The organism is Serratia sp. NFX21 (assembly GCF_048517035.1).
Classification (GTDB): domain Bacteria; phylum Pseudomonadota; class Gammaproteobacteria; order Enterobacterales; family Enterobacteriaceae; genus Serratia; species Serratia quinivorans.
In genome coordinates this window covers 1276617-1299262 of record NZ_CP183196.1, presented here as the reverse complement: position 1 = coordinate 1299262, position 22646 = coordinate 1276617, and the positions used below count along the sequence as shown (strand labels likewise).

The following is a 22646-nucleotide window of genomic DNA, read 5'->3' as shown; positions in this document are numbered from 1 at the left end:
TCGGGTGCAGGCAACTGCGCCCACTCTCTCACCAGCCGGTGAGAAAACTGAATACCAGCCAGAACAGACACAGCACGATAGCGCCGGTCAGCAGCAGCGTCAGGATCAGGCGACCGCGCAACAGCATGCTGAGCGTGATGCCAATCAGCACCGATACCGGCATCAGGGCCAGGAAGAACGGCCAAGTGTAGAGCAGGAAGAATAGCGTGTTGGAACCGTAGACCACAAAAGGCACCGCGAACGCCAGCCAGTAGAAAACAAAGCCGCAGACGCCGCCCAGGAAAGAATAAGAGGGTTCCTCTTTCTCCTGGTTTGAGTCAATCAAGATGGGCGAGACATTTTGCATAGTGATCCCTGGTTATTCGGCACGCTCTCCGGCGGGCTTAGCGTAAAAAGCGTATGGTGCAAAAACGCCACACGCTTTTCTGAATTCAGGGTTTGATAATAGCCCGACCACGCAGCACGTCTAACAATTGCGCAATCAAATTTGTTACCAATTGTTGGCCATCAAGGTGAATATCCGGCCGTTGCGGGGCCTCGTAAACCGAGTCGATTCCGGTGAAATTACGCAGTTCCCCTGCCCGGGCTTTTTTGTACAACCCCTTCGGATCGCGCTGCTCACAAATCGCCAGTGGCGTGTCGACAAACACCTCGATAAAGCGCTCTTCATCAAGCAGTTCGCGCACCATCTGCCGTTCTGTGCGGTGCGGTGAAATAAACGCGGTCAGCACCACTAGCCCGGCATCTACCATCAGTTTGGACACTTCACCCACGCGGCGAATATTCTCACGCCGATCGTCATCTGAGAATCCCAGATCGCGGCACAGGCCGTGACGCACGTTATCGCCATCCAGCAAATAGGTGCTGACGCCAAGGGCGTGCAGCGCCTGCTCCAGCGCACCGGCAACGGTGGATTTACCCGAGCCGGACAGCCCGGTAAACCACAGCACCACGCCTTTATGGCCATTACGGGCTTCGCGATCCGCACGCGCTACCGCATGCGGATGCCAGACCACGTTGTCATCATCCGGCCCGGTGGGTCGTTGCTCTACGTCGGCCACGTTACTTGCCCCCGATCAGGTCGCGTGCGCCCCAATGCGGGAAGTGTTTACGCACCAGGGCATTCAGTTCCAGCTCGAATGCGCTGAAATCACCAGTGGCAGCCTGAGCGTCCTGCAAGGTTTCGCGGATCAGCCCGGCACCAACCGTGACATTGCTCAGGCGGTCGATAAAGATAAATCCGCCGGTGTCATGATTACGCTGATAGCTGTCCAGCACCAGCGGTTCGTCGAAGGTCAGTTCCACCAGGCCAATGCCGTTCAGCGGCAAGGTATCCGCCTGATGCTGAGCCAGCGAGTTGATTTCTACCTGGTGGCGAATGCCTTCCACTCGTGCGCGAGTCTTTTTGCCAGCGACCTTGATGTCGTAGCTCTGCCCCGGTAACAGCGGCTTCTCGGCCATCCACACCACGTCCACCAGTGCGCTTTGCGCCGCCTGCAGGGTTTCCCCGGCATCAACCAGCAAATCGCCGCGGCTGATATCCACTTCATCCTTCAGCACCAGGGTGATCGCTTCACCCGGTACCGCTTCCTGCAAATCACCATCAAAGGTGACAATACGTGCAACGGTGGATTCCACACCGGAAGGCAACACCTTCACACGTTGACCCACGCGCACGACACCGGCCGACAGGGTGCCTGCATAACCACGGAAATCCAGGTTCGGACGGTTAACATATTGCACCGGGAAGCGCAGCGGTTGCGTTTCACGCTCGCTGACAACATCCACGCTTTCCAATACCTGCAACAACGTAGGGCCGTTGTACCAAGGCATATGGGTGCTTTCGCCAGCTACGTTATCGCCGTCCAGTGCCGACAGCGGGACAAACTTGATATCCAGATCCTTTGGCAACTGCTGAGCGAAGGTCAGATAATCCTGCTTGAACTGCTCAAATACCGACTCTTGGTAATCCACCAGATCCATCTTGTTGACCGCCACCACCAAATGGCGAATGCCCAGCAACGTAGCAATAAAACTGTGTCTGCGGGTTTGATCCAGCACCCCTTTACGCGCGTCAATCAGCAAAATTGCCAGATCGCAGGTGGAAGCACCGGTCGCCATATTGCGGGTGTACTGCTCATGCCCAGGGGTATCGGCGATAATAAATTTACGCTTTTCAGTCGAGAAATAGCGATAGGCCACGTCAATGGTGATGCCCTGCTCGCGCTCGGCCTGCAGGCCGTCGACCAGCAATGCCAGATCGAGCTTTTCGCCCTGGGTTCCGATACGCTTGCTGTCACTGTGCAGCGTGGACAGCTGATCTTCGTAGATCTGGCGGGTATCGTGCAGCAGACGACCGATCAGGGTACTTTTACCGTCGTCGACGCTGCCACAGGTCAGGAACCGTAACAGGCTTTTATGTTGCTGCGCGTGCAGGTAAGACTCGACCCCGCCCTGGTCAGCGATTTGTTGGGCAATTGCCTGGTTTTGCGAAACTATAGTGTTCATCCGGCGGCTCCTTAGAAATACCCTTGACGCTTTTTCAGCTCCATCGAGCCGGACTGATCGCGATCGATCATCCGTCCCTGGCGCTCACTGGTGGTGGATACCAACATCTCTTCGATGATTTCCGGCAGCGTTTGCGCTTCGGACTCCACCGCGCCGGTCAGCGGCCAGCAACCCAGGGTGCGGAAGCGCACCATGCGCTGGCTGATCACTTCGCCCGGCTGCAGATCAATGCGATCGTCGTCCACCATCAACAGCATGCCGTCACGCTCTACCACCGGACGTGGTTTCGCCAGGTACAAAGGAATGATGTCGATTTTTTCCAGGAAAATGTATTGCCAGATATCCAGCTCGGTCCAGTTCGACAGCGGGAACACGCGGATGCTCTCGCCCTTGTTGATCTGACCGTTGTAGTTGTGCCACAGCTCCGGGCGCTGGTTCTTCGGATCCCAACGGTGGAAGCGGTCGCGGAAAGAATAGATACGCTCTTTGGCGCGTGACTTTTCTTCGTCACGGCGAGCGCCACCAAAGGCGGCATCAAAACCGTATTTGTTCAGCGCCTGCTTCAGACCTTCGGTTTTCATGATATCGGTGTGCTTGGCACTGCCGTGAACGAACGGGTTGATGCCCATCGCCACGCCTTCCGGATTTTTATGTACCAGCAGCTCAAAACCGTATTCCTTGGCGGTGCGGTCACGGAACTGGTACATCTCGCTGAATTTCCAGCCGGTATCCACGTGTAGCAGTGGAAACGGCAGCGTGCCTGGGAAGAAGGCCTTGCGCGCCAGGTGCAGCATCACGGAAGAGTCTTTGCCGATGGAATAGAGCATCACCGGGTTGCCGAATTCAGCGGCGACTTCACGGATGATATGGATACTCTCCGCCTCCAATTGCCGCAAATGAGTGAGTCGTTTTTCGTCCATAACAGATCCTTAAGCCAAATTCACGACGGCTGGGCGTGATACCCCTTCCGCCTGCGGTTGATGCCCAAACCAGGCGATTTGGTGATGTAATTCCACCACTTCGCCGATCACCAGCAGCGCCGGTAACGGTGCCTGTTGAGCCAATTGTTCGAGTTGTTGCAGCGTACCGGTTTGCACCAGTTGGTCCGCACGGGTGCCACGGCTGATTACCGCCACCGGCGTTGTAGCCGCACGGCCGTGGGCTATCAGGCGCTGGCTGATATCCGCCGCCTTCATGGTGCCCATGTAGATAGCCAGAGTCTGGCGCGCACGCGCCAAATCGGCCCAGTCCAGGCCATCGCCGTCGGGGCGACAGTGGCCAGTAATAAAGGTAACGCTCTGTGCGTGATCGCGGTGCGTCAGCGGGATGCCGGCATAGGCGGTTGCCCCGGCGGCGGCCGTTACTCCCGGTACCACCTGGAAGGGAATGCCCGCCGCGGCGGCCACCTGTAATTCTTCACCACCACGGCCAAAGATAAAGGGATCGCCACCCTTCAGCCGCACCACACGTTTGCCCTGCTGTGCCAGTTCCACCAGCAGACGGTTGGTTTCTTCCTGGATCACTGAGTGTGCGCCGGCGCGTTTGCCCACGCAGATGCGTTCGGCATCCCGACGAACCAAATCAAGAATTTCATCGCTAACCAGATGGTCGTACAGCACCACGTCGGCCTGCTGCATCACCTGCAGCCCGCGCAGGGTCAGTAACCCCACGTCGCCCGGCCCGGCCCCCACCAGGGCAATTTCGCCCTGAGTGCCTTCGCTGCCCTGTGCAAACTGCTCTAAGTCCTGCTCCAGTTGCCGCTGCGCCTCGGCGGTTTGGCCATTGGCCACCAGCGTTGCGAAGCGGCCGCCAAAGGTTTTCTCCCAAAAGCGGCGGCGTTCGCCAATGGCATTCAACCGTTGCTTCACCTGACCACGCCAGCGCCCGGCGACCTCAGCCATCTGTCCCAGGCTGGCGGGCAACAAGGCTTCAAGTTTTTCACGCAGCATGCGTGCCAGCACCGGTGCCTGACCACTGGAAGAGACGGCGACCACCAAGGGTGAACGGTCGATAATCGACGGGAAGATGAACGAACAGCGCGGCTGATCGTCCACTACGTTGGCCAGCACCCGGCGTTTATCCGCCTCGCTAAATACCTCGGCATTCAGCGCACTGTCATCGGTGGCGGCAATCACCAGGAAAACCTCATCGAGTTGCTCAGCGACAAAAGCCTGTCCCAGCCAGTGGATCTGCCCCTGCTGACGCAGATGTTCGAGTATCGGTGAGAGTGACTGCGCAACTATCCGTATTTCAGCCCCGGCGCGCAGGAGAAGGTCAACTTTGCGCGCAGCCACTTCACCGCCGCCAACGACCAACACCGGGCGTTGTTTCAGGTCGGCGAATATAGGTAGATAGTCCACAACAGCCTTTTCATATATGCAGAAAGATACTGTGACTATACGGGCTGAGATTTAGCCTCTGAAATGACGAAAAGGAATGACTAGTTCTTTTATGGAATATAGGCCGCAGCGTCAGGGTTTGCGGCGGTTACACATCCGGTAAGGCCGCGGCGATTATCCAGCCCAGGCAGGCAGAAGTTAAAACCAAAACTTTGCGGCAGTCATGCACAGTCCAGCGACAACCAATATGGTGCTAACCATCCATTTGGTTTGATTAGCCATCTCTTTATGAACCAAACCGATCTCCCGGTGCAGCAATCCCACTTCCTTATGCAAATCGCCTTTGGTAACAAACTCCACTGAACGCATGGTCAGCGTCGCCAAATCGGTTTTGACCTGATTGAGAGTATGTTCCACACACTCGGCTTTCTTATCTATCAGGCCGAACCTGTCATTGCACTTGTCCAACATCAGGGTTTCTCCTTCTATCCATATGAACCTTATCGCTGAATAATAAACCACACCGCGACCATGGTTAAATACCGATTCCCGTAATGTGCCCAGCATTTCGCACAATATTTTGCACGGAACAAGGTTCGACATCATTAGTTGCGCACAGCACCGAAATTTTGCCTGTGCAGCTAAAATTTCAGAGCGGTGGAAATTGTTTAATCTGCCGCCGAGTCTCATACTGAGGGCCGCAAAAAGAATCGGTATTACCGACATTAAAAAGAAGGATTTTTCGGTATGTTTTCCCGCTTTTATCTAAAGGCCGGCCTGCTGGTGGCAGTGCTCGGCGGTGTTTTCAGCGTTTCTGCCGCCACACAGCCCGCGAAAGATCTCCCGATGGGTAAATTCGCCGCTGACCAAATCCGCCATATCGCTACCTATTTCCCCGGCCGTATGGCAGGCAGCCCGGCCGAACTGCTCACCGCAGACTATCTAAACCAGCAGTTCAGCAAGATGGGTTATCAGAGCGATATCCGCAGCTTCAATACCCGTTATCTCTACACCAGTAAAGACGGTAAAAAGAACTGGAATAATGTTACCGCCAGCTCGGTGATCGCCGCTAAAAATGGCAGCAATCCGCAGCAAATTCTGATCGTGGCGCATTTTGATACCTATACGCCACAAAGCGACGCCGACCTGGATAACAACCTCGGCGGCCTGACGCTACAGGGGGTCGATGACAATGCCTCCGGTATCGGTGTAATGCTGGAGTTGGCAGAGCGCCTGAAGAACATCCCCACGGCTTATGGCCTGCGCTTTGTTGCCACCAGCGCCGAAGAAATCGGCTCATTGGGGGCGCAGAACTATCTGCAACGTATGAGCCCGGAAGAAAAACGCAATACTGTGCTGGTGATTAACCTCGACAGCCTGATCACCGGCGATCGACTGTATTTCAACGCTGGCCACAACACGCCACCCAAGTTGGCGAAACAGAGCCGCGATCGTGCACTGGACATCGCCCACCGCTATGGCATTACCGCCGCCACTAACCCAGGCAGCCAGGCGCACCCGAAGGGCACCGGCTGCTGCTCCGATCAGGAGGTGTTTGATAAAGCCGGTATTCCGGTGCTGTCCGTCGAAGCCACCAACTGGTCGTTGGGCAAGAAAGACGGTTATCAGCAGCGTGCCGTCAGCCCGCACTTCCCACAGGGCATAAGTTGGCACCGCCCGCAGTACGATAATCTGCAATACCTGGAACGTAATTTGCCAGGACGGATCGATAAACGCAGCCGCGAGAGCGTGCAGATCCTGCTGCCGTTGATCAAAGAGCTGGCGCAGGCGCATCCACCTAAAGCGCCAAAGAAAAAGTAGTCGTATCGGGGGTAAAATTCAGTACAAATTTTGTACCCCAATGCTCGACTGAGTATACTGTTGCCAGGATTTCGCAGCAGGAGCCCGACTGATGAGCACACAAAAGACCCTGTCGCAGAAAGCGACGCGGGAAAGCCTCGGCTCTCCCGAAATTTTCAAGGGAGGTGTTTGGGTGACGAGAAATGGAACCGCTGAATTATTCGTTCAAACTGCAGCCGAGCGCCAGGAAGAGCTGGCTGCCTGGGAACGAGAACGGCAAACACATGCGTTGCTGAAACTAACATTGAAGGCTAAACAGGATGTCACTGAAGGCAGAACACTTTCTGCTGAAGAGGCATTACAAAGGTTACGCGCATCACGGGGGTAAGGATCACCACCATGTATGATGTTCACCTCACTAATACCGCATTGCAGTGCCTCAGTGATATTGAGTCCTTTAAAGCCATCACTCTTGGCCCACCAGGGGCGGCAAGATTCGTTGATGCGATATTTGCCGAAAATCTCGAACATTTGCGCGTTGACCCACTACGCTGCCGTTATAACGCTCAGTTAGCCGAGTTTGGCCTGGCAGTACGTGAACGTTTGGATCGTCACGACTACCGCACGCTGTATGAAGTGACAGAAAATCGCGTAGATATTCTACTGATTTTACATACCCGCCAAGATATCGGTGCGGCACTCTGGCGACATATGCTGCTAAATTAACAAGGGCCCAGCCAATGCCGAGCCCTTGGAAGTTTACATTAGCCTTCGTGCAGGCCGCACTCACGCTTCAGGCCGAAGAAGCGGGTTTCTTCCTCGCTCATGCCCGGTTCCCATTTCTGCGTAGTGTGGGTATCTCCTACCGACAGATAGCCTTGCTCCCACAGCGGGTGGTAACTCAGGCCGTGCTCGGTCAGGTATTGATATATTTTTCGATTGTCCCAGTCGATAATCGGCAGGATCTTGAACACTCCGCGCTGCACTGCCAACACCGGCAAGTGAGCACGACTGCCCGATTGTTCGCGACGCAGGCCAGCGAACCAGGTCTGCCCGCCGAGGGTTTCCAGCGCGCGATTCATCGGCTCAACCTTGTTGATTTGGTTGTATTTCTCAATGCCCTCAACGCCCTGCTCCCACAGTTTGCCGTAGCGTGCCTCCTGCCAGGCAGGTGACTGTTCGGCGCGGAACACCTGCAGGTTTAACTTCAGCTTGTCGGCCAATTGATCGATAAACTGATAGGTTTCCGGGAACAAATAGCCGGTATCGGTGAGGATCACCGGGATATCCGGTTTGATCCTGGTCACCAAATGCAAACACACCGCCGCCTGAATACCAAAACTTGAAGAGAGTACAAACTCGCCCGGCAAATGCTCCAGCGCCCATTCCACACGTTGCTCGGCAGAAAGGGTTTCCAACTGACCATTAACCACCGCCAGTGACAACGCCTGCCCTGATTTGGGCAGCGCGTTCAGCTCCGCCAGATTGAATTCAGCCATGTTGCCTGCCTCCTGATGCTTGAATCATACCGCGCAGATCCAGCCCCCTGTGCCAGCGGGGCCAAATGGCGTCAGTCCCAGAAATCCTGTGCCGGATCGACCACCGGCCTGACCACACCGGCGCGGATGGTGAAATCACCAAAGCCTTCGCCTGCCGTGCGCTCGGTGGCCCAACGGCCCACCAGTTGGTCAATCTCTCGCAGAATTTCTTCTTCGTTAATATTTTCTCGGTACATGCGCGGAATACGCGTGCCTTCCCGGTTACCGCCCAAATGCAGGTTATAGCGACCTACCGCTTTACCCACCAGGCCAATCTCCGCCAGCAGTGCGCGGCCACAGCCATTCGGGCAGCCGGTGATGCGCAATACGATGTGCTCATCCCCCACGCCGTGCCGATGCAGGATCCCTTCCACCTTGGTGACGAACTCCGGCAAGAAACGCTCGGCCTCCGCCATTGCCAACGGGCAGGTCGGGAAGGATACGCAGGCCATCGAGTTTTGGCGCTGTACGCTGACCCCATCGTCGATCAGACCATGATCTCGCGCCAGAGCTTCGATCTTCGCCTTCTCGCTTTCCGGCACACCGGCGACGATCAGGTTCTGGTTGGCCGTCAGGCGGAAATCCCCTTTGTGGATCCGCGCGATCTCGGCAACGCCGGTTTTCAGCGGACGCCCCGGGTAATCCAATAACCGGCCGTTCTCAATAAACAGCGTCAGGTGCCATTGGCTATCAATACCTTTCACCCAACCAATGCGATCGCCGCGACCGGTGAATTCATACGGGCGGATCGGCTCAAAAGTGATGCCTGCCCGTTTTTCTACTTCGGCGCGGAAAGTATCCACCCCTACGCGCTCCAGCGTGTATTTGGTTTTGGCATTTTTACGATCGGTACGATTACCCCAGTCGCGCTGGGTGGTCACTACCGCTTCGGCGACTGCCAGCGTGTGCTCCAGCGGGATGTAGCCGAACTCGCTGGCCTGGCGCGCATAAGTTTTCTTGTTGCCATGTTCAATCGACAGACCGCCGCCCACCAGCAGGTTGAAGCCCACCAGCTTGCCGTTTTTGGCGATCGCCACAAAGTTCATGTCGTTGGCGTGCAGATCAACGTCATTCTGCGGCGGGATCACCACCGTGGTTTTAAACTTGCGTGGCAGATAGGTCGCCCCGAGGATCGGTTCTTCGTCGGTGGTCGCCACTTTTTCCTGATCCAGCCACACTTCCGCGTAAGCACGGGTGCGCGGCAACAGATGTTCGGAAATCTTCTTCGCCCACTCGTAGGCTTCCTGATGCAGTTCTGACTCCACCGGGTTAGAAGTACAAAGCACGTTACGGTTAACGTCGTTGGCGGTAGCCAGCGCGTCCAGCCCCAGGCGGCCCAACAGTTGGTGAACCGGCTTCACGTTGCCCTTCAAAATGCCATGGAACTGGAAGGTCTGGCGGTTGGTGATACGGATGCTGCCGTACAGGGTGCTTTCCTGCGCGAACTTATCAATGCCCAGCCATTGCTGGGGAGAGATAATCCCTCCCGGCAGACGGCAGCGCAGCATCATCGCGTGGCGCGGCTCCAGCTTCTGCTCGGCGCGTTCGGCGCGAATATCACGGTCGTCCTGCTGGTACATGCCGTGAAAACGGATCAGCAGGAAGTTGTCACCGGTAAAACCACCGGTCAAACCGTCCTTCAAATCTTCAGCGATGGTGCCACGCAGGAAGTTGCTTTCTTTCTTCAAACGCTCGGCATCGGCCAATTTGCCTTCAACCACCAGAGGCCCCGGGTGTTTATCACTCATCAGTAAACATCTCGCTGATAACGGCGCTCAAGGCGCAGCTCACTTAAAAATTCATCCGCCAGCTCGGTATCCATACCACCGTGCTCGGCCACCAGTTCCAGTAATGTGTTTTCCACGTCCTTCGCCATGCGGTTGGCATCGCCACAGACGTAAATATGCGCGCCTTCCTGGATCCAACGCCACACTTCCGCGCCCTGTTCGCGCAGTTTGTCTTGAACATAGACTTTATGTTGTTGATCGCGTGACCAGGCCAGATCGATACGAGTCAGCAGGCCATCCTTCACATAGCGCTGCCATTCGACCTGATACAGGAAATCTTCGGTAAAGTGCGGGTTGCCGAAGAACAGCCAATTCTTACCGCCGGCGCCATCAGCGTCACGTTGCTGCATAAAGGCGCGGAACGGCGCAATGCCGGTGCCAGGGCCAATCATGATCACCGGCGTTTCCGGGTTGGCTGGCAGGCGGAAGTTGTCGTTGTGCTCGATGAACACCCGCACATCACCGTCCTCTTCCAGGCGATCGGCCAGGAAGCTGGAAGCGCCACCGGCACGAGCGCGACCGTCAATGTCGTAGCGCACCACGCCGACGGTCACGTGCACTTCGTTTTCGTTCTCAGCCTGCGAGGAGGCGATGGAGTACAGACGCGGCGTCAGAGGGCGCAACAGGCCAATCAACTGTTCGGCATTGAGATCGGCCGGTGCCTGACGCACCATGTCGACAATCGGCGTGTTGTGCGCGTAATGCTGCAGCGCGGCTTTATCTGCCAGTAGGCCAATCAGTTTCTCGTCGCGCGACAGCGCCGCGTATTTGTCGACGATCGGCGTAGTGTTCTGCGTCAATTCGAAATGGCTGCGCAACGCTTGCGCCAGCGGCAGAGTTTTACCTTCGACCTCCACCGGCTCGTCGCCTTTCAGCCACAGCAGTTGCACCAGTTCGTCTACCAGCGCAGGATCGTTATCGAACCAGACGCCCAACGCGTCACCCGGTCGGTAGCGCAGACCCGAATCGCCCAGATCAATCTCGATATGGCGTACGTCTTTATCTGACGCACGGCCGGTAATTTTTTGCTTCACCGCCAGTTGCGCGGTCAGCGGCTGTTCTTTGCTGTATGGGCTGCTATCGAGCAGGTCAACTGCGCCGCTGGCTAGTACTCCCGGTGCGGAATTTTCCGCCGGCGCGCGGACTTTCAGCACTTCCACTACCTGTTTACGCCAGGCCGTGGCCAGTTCCTGATATTCCACGTCGGCATCCACCCGCTCGACCAGGCGCTCGGCACCCAGTTCGGCCAGCTTGCCGTCGAAGTCTTTGCCCGACTGACAGAAGTTTTCGTAGGAAGTATCCCCCAGCCCGAAGACCGCAAACGCGGTTTCGTTAAGCTTGGGCGCTTTCTTTGAGAACAGGAATTTATGCAGCGCAACCGCCTCTTCCGCCGGCTCGCCTTCTCCCTGCGTGGAGGCGACGATCACCAGCAAGCGTTCCTGGGCAATCTGCTTGAACTTGTAGTCACCGGCATTCACCAGGGTGACGCTCAGCTTGGCGGCCAACAGATCGTCGCGCAGCTGTTCCGCCAGGCGACGTGCATTGCCAGTCTGCGAAGCAGAGATCACCGTGATGCTGGCGGCAGCGGAAGCCACCGGCGCAATGGCAACGCTGCCAGGCTGTTGATTAACCATTCCCCAGAAATAACCTGACAGCCACGCCAGCTGCGTTGGTGAATATTCACCAATCGCCGCCTGCAGGCGCGCCAGCTGTTCGGGCGTCAGCGGGAGCAAAGATGTTGGAGGTGCCTGAGTCGTCATTGCAGTACTTATTTCCTATACATGGCACCTATCCAGCCAGGTGCTCGCCAGTGTCAGCCGCTATTTTTTCGTTCGGTCTGCGGTCCTGAAAAGATCAGGAGAGTTTGTAAGGTTACCCAGCCGATTGGCAACGATTAAATAAGGGATAGCAATAAATAATAACTAAAATGACTAAGCTGTTTTTCTGGTAACGGATAGTGCTTAAAGCGCTAAGCGGACTTTTTTATCTACATGAAAATTAAACCGTTTTTTTGACACTTATTGAATGAATCGCATTTACCGCTCATTACCCCAACCGATAGGTCTATCAAGGACCAAACAAAAAAAGTGTTAAGCCAACTTTGACAGCGCTACCGGTAGACCAAAGCGGTATAAATGGCAAGAAAGCTCCGTTTCCGGTAAACTTCGGCGGTTTTTGAGTCAATGAGGCCGTAATAATGGCAACCACGCTGTTTAAAGATTTTCAGTTTGAAGCCGCACACCGCTTGCCGAACGTAGCGGAGGGCCATAAATGCGGCCGTCTGCACGGGCATTCGTTTATGGTGCGTCTGGAAGTGACCGGTGAAGTGGATGCACACACCGGTTGGGTGATGGATTTCGCCGAGCTTAAAGCCGTGTTCTCCCCAATCTGGGAGCGCCTGGATCACAATTATCTCAATGATATTCCAGGATTGGAAAATCCCACCAGCGAAGTCCTTGCCGCCTGGATTTGGCAGCAGCTTAAACCCCAGTTGCCGGAGCTGACTGCGGTGATGGTGAAAGAAACCTGTACCGCCGGATGCGTGTATAAAGGCTAAAGAAAGGGCGCCCTATGGCGCCCTTCTACAAAATGTCCTGTTTCAAACCTCTACAACAGTTTTTTTACTGCGCTTATGATCAACAGAAACAATACGCCCATTGATCATTTGATATTCGCCAGTTTGTAACTTCTTCTTCATGATGTCTCTGGCCGCTGCGTGAAGTTTGGAACCCAAGTCTAAAGACAAACGCTCCAGAGTTGCAGCATCAGTAACTTTCTGTAGTGACGACATATCCTCTCCCTCCTTCACCCAGATTGCCATAACATTTCATATTAGGTAGTGCGACCAACGGTTTCGTTCTTTTATAGCCTAATCCCAAGAAACCATTATAAATGCTTACGAGATCCACATTCCTCTCATGCTCTCGGTCCAGTGCAGCACTGAAAACATAAGCACCTGCATTTGATACATAGTAATGCTCAATAATTGACCTGGCAACTTTAAGCAGCACCTTACCGGCCAATAATCCAGGTAATCTCACGTGGTTGTAACCCCCCCACGCTTCAGCCGTTTCAACCTGATCAAATGCGACAGCCCACATTCCCGCATCAGGAAATTGGAAATCAGGTATGTCGGCGTTGATATGAATACCTTTATTTACCAATTGTTGATCGTTGTAGATTTCCTCAAAACCCACTGCATAGACCCTACCAGAAACAACAAACATTCTGGTAATAAATCCGGGGCCATAGCTGTCATCAAAAGGTTCTTCCCAAGCAATTTCTCTTTTCAATCCTAACCATCCTTGGTTAACTTTTTTATGAGATATTCAGATACTTATGGGTCTGCATCGACAGGCGCCAGTTGCGCGCAATGCAGGTTTCAATACACAGGCGGGTCGCCTCTTCCTTCTGACTGATCGGCTGCAACGCTATAATCCGCGGCTTCTCATCGTGCAGCGTCGCCAGCAGCGCATCCAGCGCTTCAATATCACGCTCACGTCCGACCGGATGTTTCACTTCATCAGCGCGCTGCAAAGCCTGGCTCAGCACCTTCATGCCACCGCGCATATTCACCTTGGGTGAAACCGTTACCCAGGTTTTCGCCGAGCATTGGATCTCGTGAGTGCCGCTGGTTTCAATCTGGCAACCGTAGCCATGCTCTTCGAGTAATTCAGTCAGCGGAGTCAGATCGTAAATGCAGGGTTCACCGCCGGTGATCACTACATGGCGCGCGGTGTAGCCTTGTTGGCGAATGACCGCCAGTAACTGCTCGGCGCTGGCACTGCCCCAGGCGTCGCTCTCTTCGGTTTTCACTAAAATCCGTTGCATGTCGACTTCCCGATTGGCTTCCTTTTCCCAGGTATGTTTGGTATCGCACCAGCTGCATCCTACCGGGCAGCCCTGCAGGCGGATAAAAATGGCCGGAACGCCGGTAAAAAAGCCTTCGCCCTGCAAGGTTTGGAACATTTCATTAATCGGGTACTGCATCGGTTTCTCAATCTGGAAAGGTAAAAAGAGATTATCGCAGATTCCGGCCCGGCGACCAAACGGGCGAAATTGTATTAAATTTTATCCAGCGCTCGGCGGCCAGCCGATCTCACCGGCTATCGGCTTCATTTAATTAGTTTACTGAACCAGTCCCTTGCACTGACGGTGTAATCTGCTTCGCAAAAACAACATTTAATTAACGTATAAGATAAATATATTTGACATAAATCGCTCGCACGCAGATGTATATACAGGCAAGCACAAGCCGGACGCCAGTTTCGGCGGTTCATCCACCACAATCACATCTGCGTTTAGAGGGTGCCATGGCTCATTCCACCGAGTTAAATATTCAGCAGGCCATCGACGACAGCAAATTCTCGCTGTTTCACTGGACCTTGATCATTTTGGGATTCCTGATCCTGGCCATTGATGGCTTCGACACCGCGGCCATGGGGTATATCGCCCCTTCGGTCGCCAAAGACTGGGGCATTGTAAAACAGGATCTCGGCCCGGTACTGAGCGCCGCCCTGTTGGGCCTGTCACTCGGTGCACTGGTTGCCGGACCGATCTCCGACCGAATCGGCCGCAAACGGGTGTTGGTGTTTTCATGCCTGTTCTTCGGTCTTTCAAGCCTGGCCACCGCCTATGCCGGCTCACTCAATAGCCTGACGCTGTGGCGTTTTCTCACCGGTCTGGGGCTGGGAGCGGCAATGCCGAACGCCATCACGCTGATTTCCGAATATGCACCGCAGCGCTGCCGTTCATTGGCGATTAACACCATGTACTGTGGTTTCCCTCTGGGTGCCGCAGGCGGCGGAGCGATTTCGTCATGGCTGATCCCGGCCTATGGCTGGCACAGCGTGCTGTTGCTGGGAGCGATCGCTCCGCTGGTGCTGACGGTATTGTTGATCCTGTTCCTGCCGGAATCGGTGAAGTACATGGTTAACCGCGGCAAAGACGCGATCAAAATCAAACGCATTGCCCAGCGCTTTGTCAGCCAAAATCTCGATAACGTCACGCGTTTCTATCTGTATGAAGAGAAACTGGCACAGTCGAAAACCAGCGTCGGCCTGTTGTTCACCCGGCCTTATCTGACCGGCACGCTGATGCTGTGGCTGACCTACTTTATGGGGCTGGTAATTTATTACGTGCTGCTGAGCTGGATGCCTATCCTGATGCAGGGGCTGGGCTATCAGTTGGAGCAGTCGGCGATCCTGACCTCGCTGTTCACCTTCGGCGGCACCCTTGGCATTCTGGTGGCCGGCTGGCTGATGGATCGCTGGAATGCCCATAAGGTGGTGTCGAGCGGCTTTGTCATTACCGCGCTGCTGATCGTGGCGATGGCCACCGAGGACAGCCATATCGTGCTGCTGGGCACCTTTATCTTCCTGATGGGGATTACCATGAACGGCGCGCAGTCCGGCCTGCAAACGCTGGCGGCGACCTTCTACCCCACCCACAGTCGCGCAACCGGCATTGCCTGGATGCAGGGCATCGGCCGCTTTGGTGGCGTGGCGGGCACCATGATGGGAGCGCAGCTGCTGGCCATGCAGTGGGAAGTGCAGAGTATTTTGATGTTCCTGTGCGTGCCGGCGTTGATCGCCGCTATCGCCACGGTATTCAAAATGACCCGCAGAGCGGTATTACAGCCTGCTGCATAAAGAAAAATGCCCGCCCTCTGGCGGGCGTTTTGCTTTCAGATATAGGACTTTTTTATCACAGGGCCTAACTTGTAATAGGTATGTAAATTTATTGTGATTAGACGCGCAAAATTGACCCATTTTTAATTCATTTTTGTTGAATAGCTCACTGTTCTCCCCTGCCCAGCTAATGGCCACAACGTCTGATTAAATAACAACACATTGATTAATAACAAAAATAACTTTCTCTTATGCCATTTTTGGCATCCACTGGTCGGTGTTGCATATGCTTGTACATACAAGTATATGTTAATAAACCCTACGCATTGTTATGGCGTGGTGATTCACCCCACCGCGTTATGGGATTCTGCACCAATACTGTTTGAGGAAAATGCTGTGACTGCAAATAACAAAGTTCGCAATGTCGAAGTACGCGCGCCACGCGGCACAAAATTAAATGCAAAAAGCTGGCTGACCGAAGCGCCGTTGCGCATGCTGATGAACAACCTCGATCCTGAAGTGGCGGAGAATCCGCACGAGCTGGTGGTATACGGCGGCATCGGCCGCGCCGCGCGTGACTGGGATTGCTACGACAAAATTGTCGCTACCCTGAAAACCCTGGAAGACGACGAAACCCTGCTGGTGCAGTCCGGCAAACCGGTTGGGGTATTCAAAACCCACAGCAACGCGCCACGCGTGCTGATCGCCAACTCCAACCTGGTGCCTCACTGGGCAACCTGGGAACACTTTAACGAACTGGATGCCAAAGGCCTGGCCATGTACGGCCAGATGACCGCCGGCAGCTGGATCTACATCGGTAGCCAGGGCATCGTCCAGGGCACCTACGAGACCTTCGTCGAAGCGGGTTGCCAACATTATGACGGCAGCCTGCAAGGCCGCTGGGTACTGACCGCCGGTCTGGGTGGCATGGGTGGCGCACAGCCGCTGGCTGCCACGCTGGCAGGTGCTTGCTCGCTGAACATCGAATGCCAGCAGAGCCGCATCGATTTCCGCCTGAAAACCCGCTACGTCGATGAACAGGCCAAAGATCTGGACGACGCACTGGCCCGCATCAAGAAATACACCGCTGAAGGCAAAGCCATCTCCATCGCCCTGTGCGGTAACGCGGCGGACGTTCTGCCGGAACTGGTGCGCCGCGGCGTGCGTCCGGACATGGTCACCGACCAGACCAGCGCCCACGATCCGCTGAACGGCTACCTGCCTAAGGGCTGGAGCTGGGAAGAATACCGTCAGCGTGCGCTGACCGAACCCGCTCAGGTGGTTATCGCCGCCAAGCAGTCAATGGCCGAACACGTTGAAGCCATGCTGGCGTTCCAGAAAATGGGCGTGCCAACCTTCGACTACGGCAACAACATTCGCCAAATGGCGAAAGAAATGGGCGTCAGCAATGCCTTTGATTTCCCAGGCTTCGTACCGGCTTATATCCGTCCGCTGTTCTGCCGCGGCGTTGGCCCGTTCCGCTGGGCCGCACTGTCTGGCGATCCACAAGACATCTACAAAACCGACGCCATGGTTAAAGAACTGATCCCGGATGACGAGCATCTGCACCGCTGGCTGGATATGGCACGCGAGCGCATCAGCTTCCAGGGTCTGCCGGCACGTATCTGCTGGGTCGGTCTGGGCCAACGCGCCAAACTGGGTCTGGCGTTCAACGAAATGGTCCGCAGCGGTGAGCTGTCCGCACCTATCGTCATCGGCCGTGACCATCTGGACTCCGGCTCGGTTGCCAGCCCGAACCGTGAAACCGAATCAATGAAAGACGGCTCAGACGCCGTGTCCGACTGGCCGCTGCTCAACGCCCTGCTCAATACCGCCAGCGGCGCGACCTGGGTTTCCCTGCACCACGGCGGTGGCGTCGGCATGGGCTTCTCCCAACACTCCGGTATGGTTATCGTTTGTGACGGCACCGATGAAGCCGCAGAACGCATCGCCCGCGTATTACATAATGACCCGGCCACCGGCGTAATGCGTCACGCCGATGCCGGTTACGACATCGCCATTGAATGCGCCCGCGAGCAAGGTCTGAACCTGCCGATGGTGGCTGCGACTCAAGGAGACAAAGCATGAAAGCGCTGACTATTCGCCCAGGCCAACTGACACTGGCGCAACTGCGTGAAATTTATCAACACCCGGTCACCCTGACTCTGGACGACAACGCCTACGCAGATATCCAGAAAAGCGTTGCCTGCGTTGAACGTATCGTTGAGGAAAACCGTACCACCTACGGCATTAACACCGGTTTCGGCCTGCTGGCATCCACCCGCATCGCCCGCGAAGATCTGGAAGACCTGCAGCGTTCTATCGTGCTGTCGCATGCCGCCGGTGTCGGTGCGCCCACCGACGACAATCTGGTGCGCCTGATTATGGTGCTGAAAATCAATAGCCTGTCGCGCGGCTTCTCCGGCATCCGTCTGGAAGTGATCGAGGCGCTGATGGCGCTGGTCAACGCCGAAGTCTATCCGCATATCCCGCTGAAAGGCTCCGTAGGCGCCTCCGGTGACCTGGCACCGCTGGCACACATGAGCCTGGTGCTGCTGGGTGAAGGCAAGGCCCGTTATCAGGGCGAATGGCTGCCTGCCACCGAAGCGCTGGCCAAAGCGGGCCTGAAACCGCTGACGCTGGCGGCCAAAGAAGGTCTGGCACTGCTGAACGGCACCCAGGTTTCCGCTGCCTTTGCCCTGCGCGGTTTGTTTGACGTGGAAGATCTGTACGCCGCGGCAACGGTCACCGGTAGCCTGACGGTGGAAGCCGCTCTGGGTTCACGCAGCCCGTTTGATGCGCGCATTCATGCCGTGCGCGGTCAGCGTGGTCAGATCGACGCCGCCGCCGCTTACCGCCATCTGCTGGGCGAGCGCAGCGAAGTGTCCGATTCACACCGCAACTGTGAAAAAGTGCAGGATCCGTACTCCCTGCGCTGCCAGCCGCAGGTGATGGGCGCCTGCCTGACGCAAATTCGCCAGGCCGCCGAAGTGCTGGAAGTCGAAGCCAACGCCGTCTCCGACAACCCGTTGGTCTTTGCTGACCAAGGCGACGTACTGTCCGGCGGTAACTTCCACGCCGAACCGGTCGCCATGGCCGCCGACAATCTGGCGCTGGCGTTTGCCGAAATCGGTTCACTGTCCGAACGCCGCATCTCGCTGATGATGGATAAACACATGTCGCAGTTGCCACCTTTCCTGGTGGACAACGGCGGGGTGAACTCCGGCTTTATGATTGCCCAGGTGACCGCCGCGGCGCTGACCAGCGAAAACAAAGCGCTGGCGCACCCGGCCAGCGTCGACAGCATTCCGACCTCGGCCAACCAGGAAGACCATGTTTCCATGGCACCGGCCGCCGGTCGTCGCCTGTGGGAAATGGCGGATAACGTTCGCGGCATTCTGGCCGTCGAGTGGCTGGCAGCCTGTCAGGGGCTGGATCTGCGTAAAGGGCTGAAAACCACCGAAAGCCTGGAGCAGGCCCGCCGCACACTGCGCGAGCAAGTCAGTTACTACGACAAGGATCGTTTCTTCGCTCCCGACATTGAAGCCGCCAGCCAGCTGTTGGCGGCCGGTCACCTGACCTCGCTAATGCCTGCAGCACTGCTGCCTAGCCAGGCATAAATAAAACCTACCACGCAGTTTGTTCTGTCCCACCGGGCGCTATCCGCCCGGTGCGGATAGCGCGTGCCTGTTCTGCCGTAAAAACTCGACGGGAAGCAACATGCATAACGAAACACCACAACTCAGACGCGGATTAAACGCGCGACATATCCGCTTTATGGCACTCGGCTCCGCCATCGGCACCGGGCTGTTCTATGGCTCCGCCGGGGCGATCCAACTGGCCGGTCCTGCAGTGCTGCTGGCCTATCTGGTGGGCGGCGCGGCGGTCTTTATGGTGATGCGCGCGCTGGGGGAAATGGCGGTGCATCAGCCGGTTTCCGGTTCATTCGGCCACTACGCCAGCCATTATCTTGGCCCGCTGGCCGGTTTCCTCACCGGCTGGACCTATACCTTCGAAATGGTGATTGTCGCCCTGGCGGACGTGACCGCCTTCGGCATCTATATGGGGCTGTGGTTCCCGGACGTCGCCCAATGGGTGTGGGTACTCAGCATTATCATGTTTATCGGTGCGCTCAATCTGTGCAGCGTGAAAGTGTTCGGCGAAATGGAGTTTTGGCTGTCGCTGATCAAGGTTGCTGCCATTGTGGCGATGATAGTCGGCGGCGGTGCCGTGATGCTGTTTGGTTTTGGCCAGGCTCAGCACGCCACCGGCATCAGCAATCTGTGGGCGCACGGCGGCTTTATGCCTAACGGCATCGGCGGCGTGGTCGCTTCATTGGCGGTGGTGATGTTCGCCTTCGGCGGCATTGAGATCATCGGCATTACCGCCAGCGAGGCAAAAGACCCCGCGAAGGTACTGCCGAAGGCGATCAATGCCGTACCGATCCGCATTTTGCTGTTTTATGTGCTGACGCTGCTGGTGCTGATGGCTATCTATCCGTGGAACAGCATCGGCCAGAACGGCAGCCCCTTTGTTGAGATTTTCAGCAATCTGGGCATCAGCTCGGCCGCCAACGTACTTAACGTGGTGGTGATCACCGCCGCCATTTCCGCCATTAACAGCGACATCTTCGGCGCAGGCCGCATGATGTACGGCATGGCGCAGGATGGTCAGGCACCGAAAAGCTTCTCCAAACTGACCTCCAATGGCGTGCCCTGGATGACGGTGTTGGTGATGTCGGTCGCCCTGCTGCTGGGCGTGGTGCTCAATTACCTGATCCCGAAACAGGTATTTATGATCATCGCTTCCATCGCCACCTTCGCCACCGTCTGGGTATGGCTGATGATCCTGCTATCGCAGATTGCCATGCGCCGTACGCTGACGCCGCAAGAAGTCAGCAAATTGAGTTTCCCGGTGCCGTGGTGGCCGGTCGCACCGGCGCTGGCAACGATATTTATGCTGTTCGTTATCGGCCTGCTCGGTTACTTCGAAGACAGCCGCATTGCCCTGTACGTCGGGCTGGTGTGGGTGGCCTTCCTTACCCTGGCTTACTGGTTGTGGGTACGTAAAAAAGGCGGGGGTTCACCCGTCACGTCCTCACCACAGTATTAATCTCACGAGCCCGCCGTTCCCGGGCTCTTCGTCATTAAAGTGGAGTATCACTATGCAAACACGACACAAATTATGGATACCGCTGATCGCGCTCGGGCTGATGACAGGCAGCCTGTCCGCGCGCGCAGCAGGCTGGTGCGAGTCCGGCAAGCCGGTCAAATTCGCCGGACTCAACTGGGAAAGCGGCATGCTGCTGACCGACGTCATGCAATATGTGCTGCAAAAGGGTTACGACTGTAAAACCGACGCGCTGCCGGGTAACTCCATCACCATGGAGCAGGCAGTCGGCACCAACGACATTCAGGTGTTCGCCGAAGAGTGGATTGGCCGCAGCGAAGTCTGGAACAAGGCAGAGAAAGCCGGCAAAGCGGTCAGCGTGGGTGCGCCGATTGTCGGCGCGGTTGAAGGCTGGTACGTGCCGCGCTATGTGATTGAAGGCGATGCCAAACGCAAGTTGAAACCGCTGACGCCGGATCTGAAAAGCATCCCCGATTTGGCCAAATATGTGCAGGTATTTCGCGATCAGGAAGAACCGGACAAAGGCCGTTTTTACAACTGCCCGGCCGGCTGGACCTGCGAACTGGATAACACCGCGATCCTCAAAAAATTCAAGCTGGACGACAAGTTCACCAACTTCCGCCCTGGCACCGGCCCGGCACTGGATACCGCGATCCTCTCCAGCTACCGTCGCGGCGAACCTATCCTGTTCTACTACTGGTCCCCTACCCCGATCATGGGTCAGCTCGATCTGGTGAAACTGGAAGAACCGGGCGTGGACAAGAACATCCACATCAAGGTCGGTATTTCCAGCGTGTTTAACCAGCAGGCGCCTGAACTGGTGCAGGTGTTGTCAAAAGTGAATCTGCCGCTTGATCTGATTAACCAGAATCTGGCGCGCATGAGCAAGGAACGCATCAGCTCAGAGAAGCTGGCGCTGGAGTTCTTCAAGCAGCACCCGGAAATCTGGAAACAGTGGGTCAGCGAAGACGCAGCGAAAAAAATTCAGGCCTCCTTGTAATCGCTTTGGCATTCAGTAAACACCAACCCGGAGCCTGTGCGCTTCGGGCCTGACAGGGGTAAATACTTATGTTTCCAGATCGTTTTACTTTCTCCATCGCCGATTGGATCAATCGCTGGGTCGACGTGCTGGTCAACAACTATGGCGATATGTTCCGCAAGATCTCCGACACCTTGCTGTGGGCGGTGATCCACCTCGAAAGCCTGCTGCGCGCCACCCCATGGTGGGTGATGCTGGCCGTGGTCGGGCTACTGGCCTGGCACGCCACCCGCCGTTGGCTGCCGACGGTAGTGATCGTCGGCCTGTTGCTGCTGGTCGGTACCGCAGGGATGTGGGACAAATTGATGCAAACACTGGCGCTGGTGCTGGTCGCCACGCTGCTGGCGGTGATTATCGGCATTCCGCAAGGCATATTGGCGGCGCGTAGCGATCGCGTACGGGCAGTAATGATGCCGCTGATGGACGTGATGCAAACCATGCCGAGCTTCGTCTACCTGATCCCGGTGTTGATGCTGTTCGGGCTGGGCAAGGTGCCGGCAATTCTGGCGACGGTGATCTACGCCACGCCACCGCTGATCCGCCTGACCGATTTGGGTATCCGCCAGGTGGACAAAGAAGTGATGGAATCCGTCACTGCCTTTGGCGCCAACCGCTGGCAGAAACTGTTCGGCGTGCAGTTGCCGCTGGCGCTGCCAAGCATCATGGCCGGTATCAACCAGACCACCATGATGTCGCTGTCAATGGTGGTTGTGGCCTCGATGATCGGTGCACGCGGGCTGGGCGAAGACGTGCTGGTGGGCATTCAGACACTGAACGTCGGTCTGGGCCTGGAGGCAGGTCTGGCGATCGTTATTCTCGCCGTAGTCATTGACCGTATCACCCAGGCTTATGGCCGCACCGCCATTGCGAGGTAA

At 56.2% G+C, this 22646-nt stretch carries 22 protein-coding genes; 10 read left to right on the top strand and 12 right to left on the bottom strand.

Annotated features, from left to right (window positions below; all coding sequences use genetic code 11):
- Positions 1 to 28: 28 nt before the first annotated feature.
- From ACNT1W_RS06015 to ACNT1W_RS05990, 6 genes are all read right to left on the bottom strand, one after another.
- Positions 29 to 346 carry a DUF3561 family protein gene (locus ACNT1W_RS06015; RefSeq protein ID WP_012005269.1) on the bottom strand — a complete coding sequence of 106 codons (318 nt, stop codon included), beginning with the start codon at positions 344 to 346 and terminating at the stop codon, positions 29 to 31.
- A gap of 85 nt (positions 347 to 431) precedes the next feature.
- Positions 432 to 1061: an adenylyl-sulfate kinase gene (gene cysC / locus ACNT1W_RS06010; RefSeq protein WP_012005268.1), complete on the bottom strand. Its 630-nt coding sequence runs from the start codon at positions 1059 to 1061 to the stop codon at positions 432 to 434.
- A gap of 1 nt (position 1062) precedes the next feature.
- Positions 1063 to 2508, bottom strand: a complete 1446-nt coding sequence (gene cysN / locus ACNT1W_RS06005; RefSeq protein ID WP_012005267.1) for a sulfate adenylyltransferase subunit CysN — start codon at positions 2506 to 2508, stop codon at positions 1063 to 1065.
- An 11-nt stretch (positions 2509 to 2519) separates the two neighbouring features.
- Complete coding sequence (cysD, locus tag ACNT1W_RS06000; RefSeq protein ID WP_012005266.1) at positions 2520 to 3428, bottom strand: sulfate adenylyltransferase subunit CysD; 909 nt, start codon at positions 3426 to 3428, stop codon at positions 2520 to 2522.
- A gap of 9 nt (positions 3429 to 3437) precedes the next feature.
- Complete coding sequence (cysG, locus tag ACNT1W_RS05995) at positions 3438 to 4868, bottom strand: siroheme synthase CysG (protein ID WP_419246520.1); 1431 nt, start codon at positions 4866 to 4868, stop codon at positions 3438 to 3440.
- Between the two features lie 177 nt (positions 4869 to 5045).
- A complete protein-coding gene (locus ACNT1W_RS05990; RefSeq protein WP_261138958.1) occupies positions 5046 to 5318 on the bottom strand; it encodes a hypothetical protein in 273 nt (90 codons plus the stop codon).
- A 276-nt stretch (positions 5319 to 5594) separates the two neighbouring features.
- Between ACNT1W_RS05990 and ACNT1W_RS05985 the strand changes: the two genes are divergently transcribed.
- From ACNT1W_RS05985 to ACNT1W_RS05975, 3 genes are all read left to right on the top strand, one after another.
- Positions 5595 to 6668, top strand: coding sequence for an aminopeptidase (locus ACNT1W_RS05985; RefSeq protein WP_112362956.1), 1074 nt, complete (start codon positions 5595 to 5597; stop codon positions 6666 to 6668).
- 91 nt (positions 6669 to 6759) lie between these two features.
- Entirely contained in the window at positions 6760 to 7035 is a 276-nt protein-coding gene (locus tag ACNT1W_RS05980; protein ID WP_012005262.1) for a hypothetical protein, read from the top strand.
- Between the two features lie 11 nt (positions 7036 to 7046).
- Positions 7047 to 7373 (top strand): type II toxin-antitoxin system RelE/ParE family toxin, encoded by a 327-nt coding sequence (locus ACNT1W_RS05975; protein WP_115183271.1) that lies wholly within the window; start codon positions 7047 to 7049, stop codon positions 7371 to 7373.
- A gap of 38 nt (positions 7374 to 7411) precedes the next feature.
- Here ACNT1W_RS05975 and ACNT1W_RS05970 read toward each other — a convergent pair whose 3' ends face one another.
- From ACNT1W_RS05970 to cysJ, 3 genes are all read right to left on the bottom strand, one after another.
- Entirely contained in the window at positions 7412 to 8146 is a 735-nt protein-coding gene (locus ACNT1W_RS05970; protein ID WP_012005260.1) for a phosphoadenylyl-sulfate reductase, read from the bottom strand.
- Between the two features lie 71 nt (positions 8147 to 8217).
- Entirely contained in the window at positions 8218 to 9933 is a 1716-nt protein-coding gene (gene cysI / locus ACNT1W_RS05965; RefSeq protein ID WP_419246519.1) for an assimilatory sulfite reductase (NADPH) hemoprotein subunit, read from the bottom strand.
- The gene (gene cysJ, locus ACNT1W_RS05960) at positions 9933 to 11732 is read right to left on the bottom strand and encodes an NADPH-dependent assimilatory sulfite reductase flavoprotein subunit (RefSeq protein ID WP_419246518.1); all 1800 of its coding nucleotides are present in this window, start codon (positions 11730 to 11732) and stop codon (positions 9933 to 9935) included. Before cysJ ends, cysI begins: the two co-directional genes overlap by 1 nt.
- A gap of 437 nt (positions 11733 to 12169) precedes the next feature.
- Between cysJ and queD the strand changes: the two genes are divergently transcribed.
- On the top strand, positions 12170 to 12529 hold the full coding sequence (queD, locus tag ACNT1W_RS05955) for a 6-carboxytetrahydropterin synthase QueD (RefSeq protein WP_012005257.1): 360 nt from the start codon (positions 12170 to 12172) through the stop codon (positions 12527 to 12529).
- A gap of 42 nt (positions 12530 to 12571) precedes the next feature.
- On the opposite strand, the gene ACNT1W_RS05950 is transcribed toward queD, so the two are convergent.
- Genes ACNT1W_RS05950 through queE form a run of 3 tightly spaced genes read right to left on the bottom strand, consistent with a single transcriptional unit; the run spans position 12572 to position 13962 of the window.
- Positions 12572 to 12763: a hypothetical protein gene (locus ACNT1W_RS05950; protein WP_115183273.1), complete on the bottom strand. Its 192-nt coding sequence runs from the start codon at positions 12761 to 12763 to the stop codon at positions 12572 to 12574.
- Entirely contained in the window at positions 12738 to 13265 is a 528-nt protein-coding gene (locus tag ACNT1W_RS05945) for a hypothetical protein (RefSeq protein WP_115183274.1), read from the bottom strand. The genes ACNT1W_RS05950 and ACNT1W_RS05945 overlap by 26 nt, the downstream gene beginning before the upstream one ends.
- A gap of 25 nt (positions 13266 to 13290) precedes the next feature.
- Positions 13291 to 13962, bottom strand: a complete 672-nt coding sequence (gene queE / locus ACNT1W_RS05940) for a 7-carboxy-7-deazaguanine synthase QueE (protein ID WP_419246517.1) — start codon at positions 13960 to 13962, stop codon at positions 13291 to 13293.
- A 323-nt stretch (positions 13963 to 14285) separates the two neighbouring features.
- Here queE and ACNT1W_RS05935 point away from each other — a divergent pair, with 323 nt between their 5' ends.
- The 6 genes from ACNT1W_RS05935 (at position 14286) to ACNT1W_RS05910 (ending at position 22646) form a co-directional block, all read left to right on the top strand.
- Positions 14286 to 15623 (top strand): MFS transporter, encoded by a 1338-nt coding sequence (locus tag ACNT1W_RS05935; protein WP_017891638.1) that lies wholly within the window; start codon positions 14286 to 14288, stop codon positions 15621 to 15623.
- A gap of 375 nt (positions 15624 to 15998) precedes the next feature.
- Complete coding sequence (hutU, locus tag ACNT1W_RS05930; protein ID WP_419246516.1) at positions 15999 to 17690, top strand: urocanate hydratase; 1692 nt, start codon at positions 15999 to 16001, stop codon at positions 17688 to 17690.
- Positions 17687 to 19222 (top strand): histidine ammonia-lyase, encoded by a 1536-nt coding sequence (gene hutH, locus ACNT1W_RS05925; protein ID WP_419246515.1) that lies wholly within the window; start codon positions 17687 to 17689, stop codon positions 19220 to 19222. Before hutU ends, hutH begins: the two co-directional genes overlap by 4 nt.
- 100 nt (positions 19223 to 19322) lie before the next feature.
- The gene (locus ACNT1W_RS05920) at positions 19323 to 20714 is read left to right on the top strand and encodes an amino acid permease (protein ID WP_012005251.1); all 1392 of its coding nucleotides are present in this window, start codon (positions 19323 to 19325) and stop codon (positions 20712 to 20714) included.
- A 52-nt stretch (positions 20715 to 20766) separates the two neighbouring features.
- Complete coding sequence (locus ACNT1W_RS05915) at positions 20767 to 21732, top strand: ABC transporter substrate-binding protein (protein ID WP_112362963.1); 966 nt, start codon at positions 20767 to 20769, stop codon at positions 21730 to 21732.
- A gap of 68 nt (positions 21733 to 21800) precedes the next feature.
- Positions 21801 to 22646: an ABC transporter permease gene (locus ACNT1W_RS05910; RefSeq protein ID WP_012005249.1), complete on the top strand. Its 846-nt coding sequence runs from the start codon at positions 21801 to 21803 to the stop codon at positions 22644 to 22646.

Coding starts and splice junctions, on each gene's coding strand:
- ACNT1W_RS06015 (WP_012005269.1), bottom strand. CDS start 346: ATGCAAAATGTCTCGCCCATCTTGATTGACTCAAACCAGGAGAAAGAG.
- cysN (WP_012005267.1), bottom strand. CDS start 2,508: ATGAACACTATAGTTTCGCAAAACCAGGCAATTGCCCAACAAATCGCT.
- cysD (WP_012005266.1), bottom strand. CDS start 3,428: ATGGACGAAAAACGACTCACTCATTTGCGGCAATTGGAGGCGGAGAGT.
- ACNT1W_RS05990 (WP_261138958.1), bottom strand. CDS start 5,318: ATGTTGGACAAGTGCAATGACAGGTTCGGCCTGATAGATAAGAAAGCC.
- ACNT1W_RS05985 (WP_112362956.1), top strand. CDS start 5,595: ATGTTTTCCCGCTTTTATCTAAAGGCCGGCCTGCTGGTGGCAGTGCTC.
- ACNT1W_RS05980 (WP_012005262.1), top strand. CDS start 6,760: ATGAGCACACAAAAGACCCTGTCGCAGAAAGCGACGCGGGAAAGCCTC.
- ACNT1W_RS05975 (WP_115183271.1), top strand. CDS start 7,047: ATGTATGATGTTCACCTCACTAATACCGCATTGCAGTGCCTCAGTGAT.
- ACNT1W_RS05970 (WP_012005260.1), bottom strand. CDS start 8,146: ATGGCTGAATTCAATCTGGCGGAGCTGAACGCGCTGCCCAAATCAGGG.
- cysI (WP_419246519.1), bottom strand. CDS start 9,933: ATGAGTGATAAACACCCGGGGCCTCTGGTGGTTGAAGGCAAATTGGCC.
- cysJ (WP_419246518.1), bottom strand. CDS start 11,732: ATGACGACTCAGGCACCTCCAACATCTTTGCTCCCGCTGACGCCCGAA.
- queD (WP_012005257.1), top strand. CDS start 12,170: ATGGCAACCACGCTGTTTAAAGATTTTCAGTTTGAAGCCGCACACCGC.
- ACNT1W_RS05950 (WP_115183273.1), bottom strand. CDS start 12,763: ATGTCGTCACTACAGAAAGTTACTGATGCTGCAACTCTGGAGCGTTTG.
- queE (WP_419246517.1), bottom strand. CDS start 13,962: ATGCAGTACCCGATTAATGAAATGTTCCAAACCTTGCAGGGCGAAGGC.
- ACNT1W_RS05935 (WP_017891638.1), top strand. CDS start 14,286: ATGGCTCATTCCACCGAGTTAAATATTCAGCAGGCCATCGACGACAGC.
- hutH (WP_419246515.1), top strand. CDS start 17,687: ATGAAAGCGCTGACTATTCGCCCAGGCCAACTGACACTGGCGCAACTG.
- ACNT1W_RS05920 (WP_012005251.1), top strand. CDS start 19,323: ATGCATAACGAAACACCACAACTCAGACGCGGATTAAACGCGCGACAT.
- ACNT1W_RS05915 (WP_112362963.1), top strand. CDS start 20,767: ATGCAAACACGACACAAATTATGGATACCGCTGATCGCGCTCGGGCTG.
- ACNT1W_RS05910 (WP_012005249.1), top strand. CDS start 21,801: ATGTTTCCAGATCGTTTTACTTTCTCCATCGCCGATTGGATCAATCGC.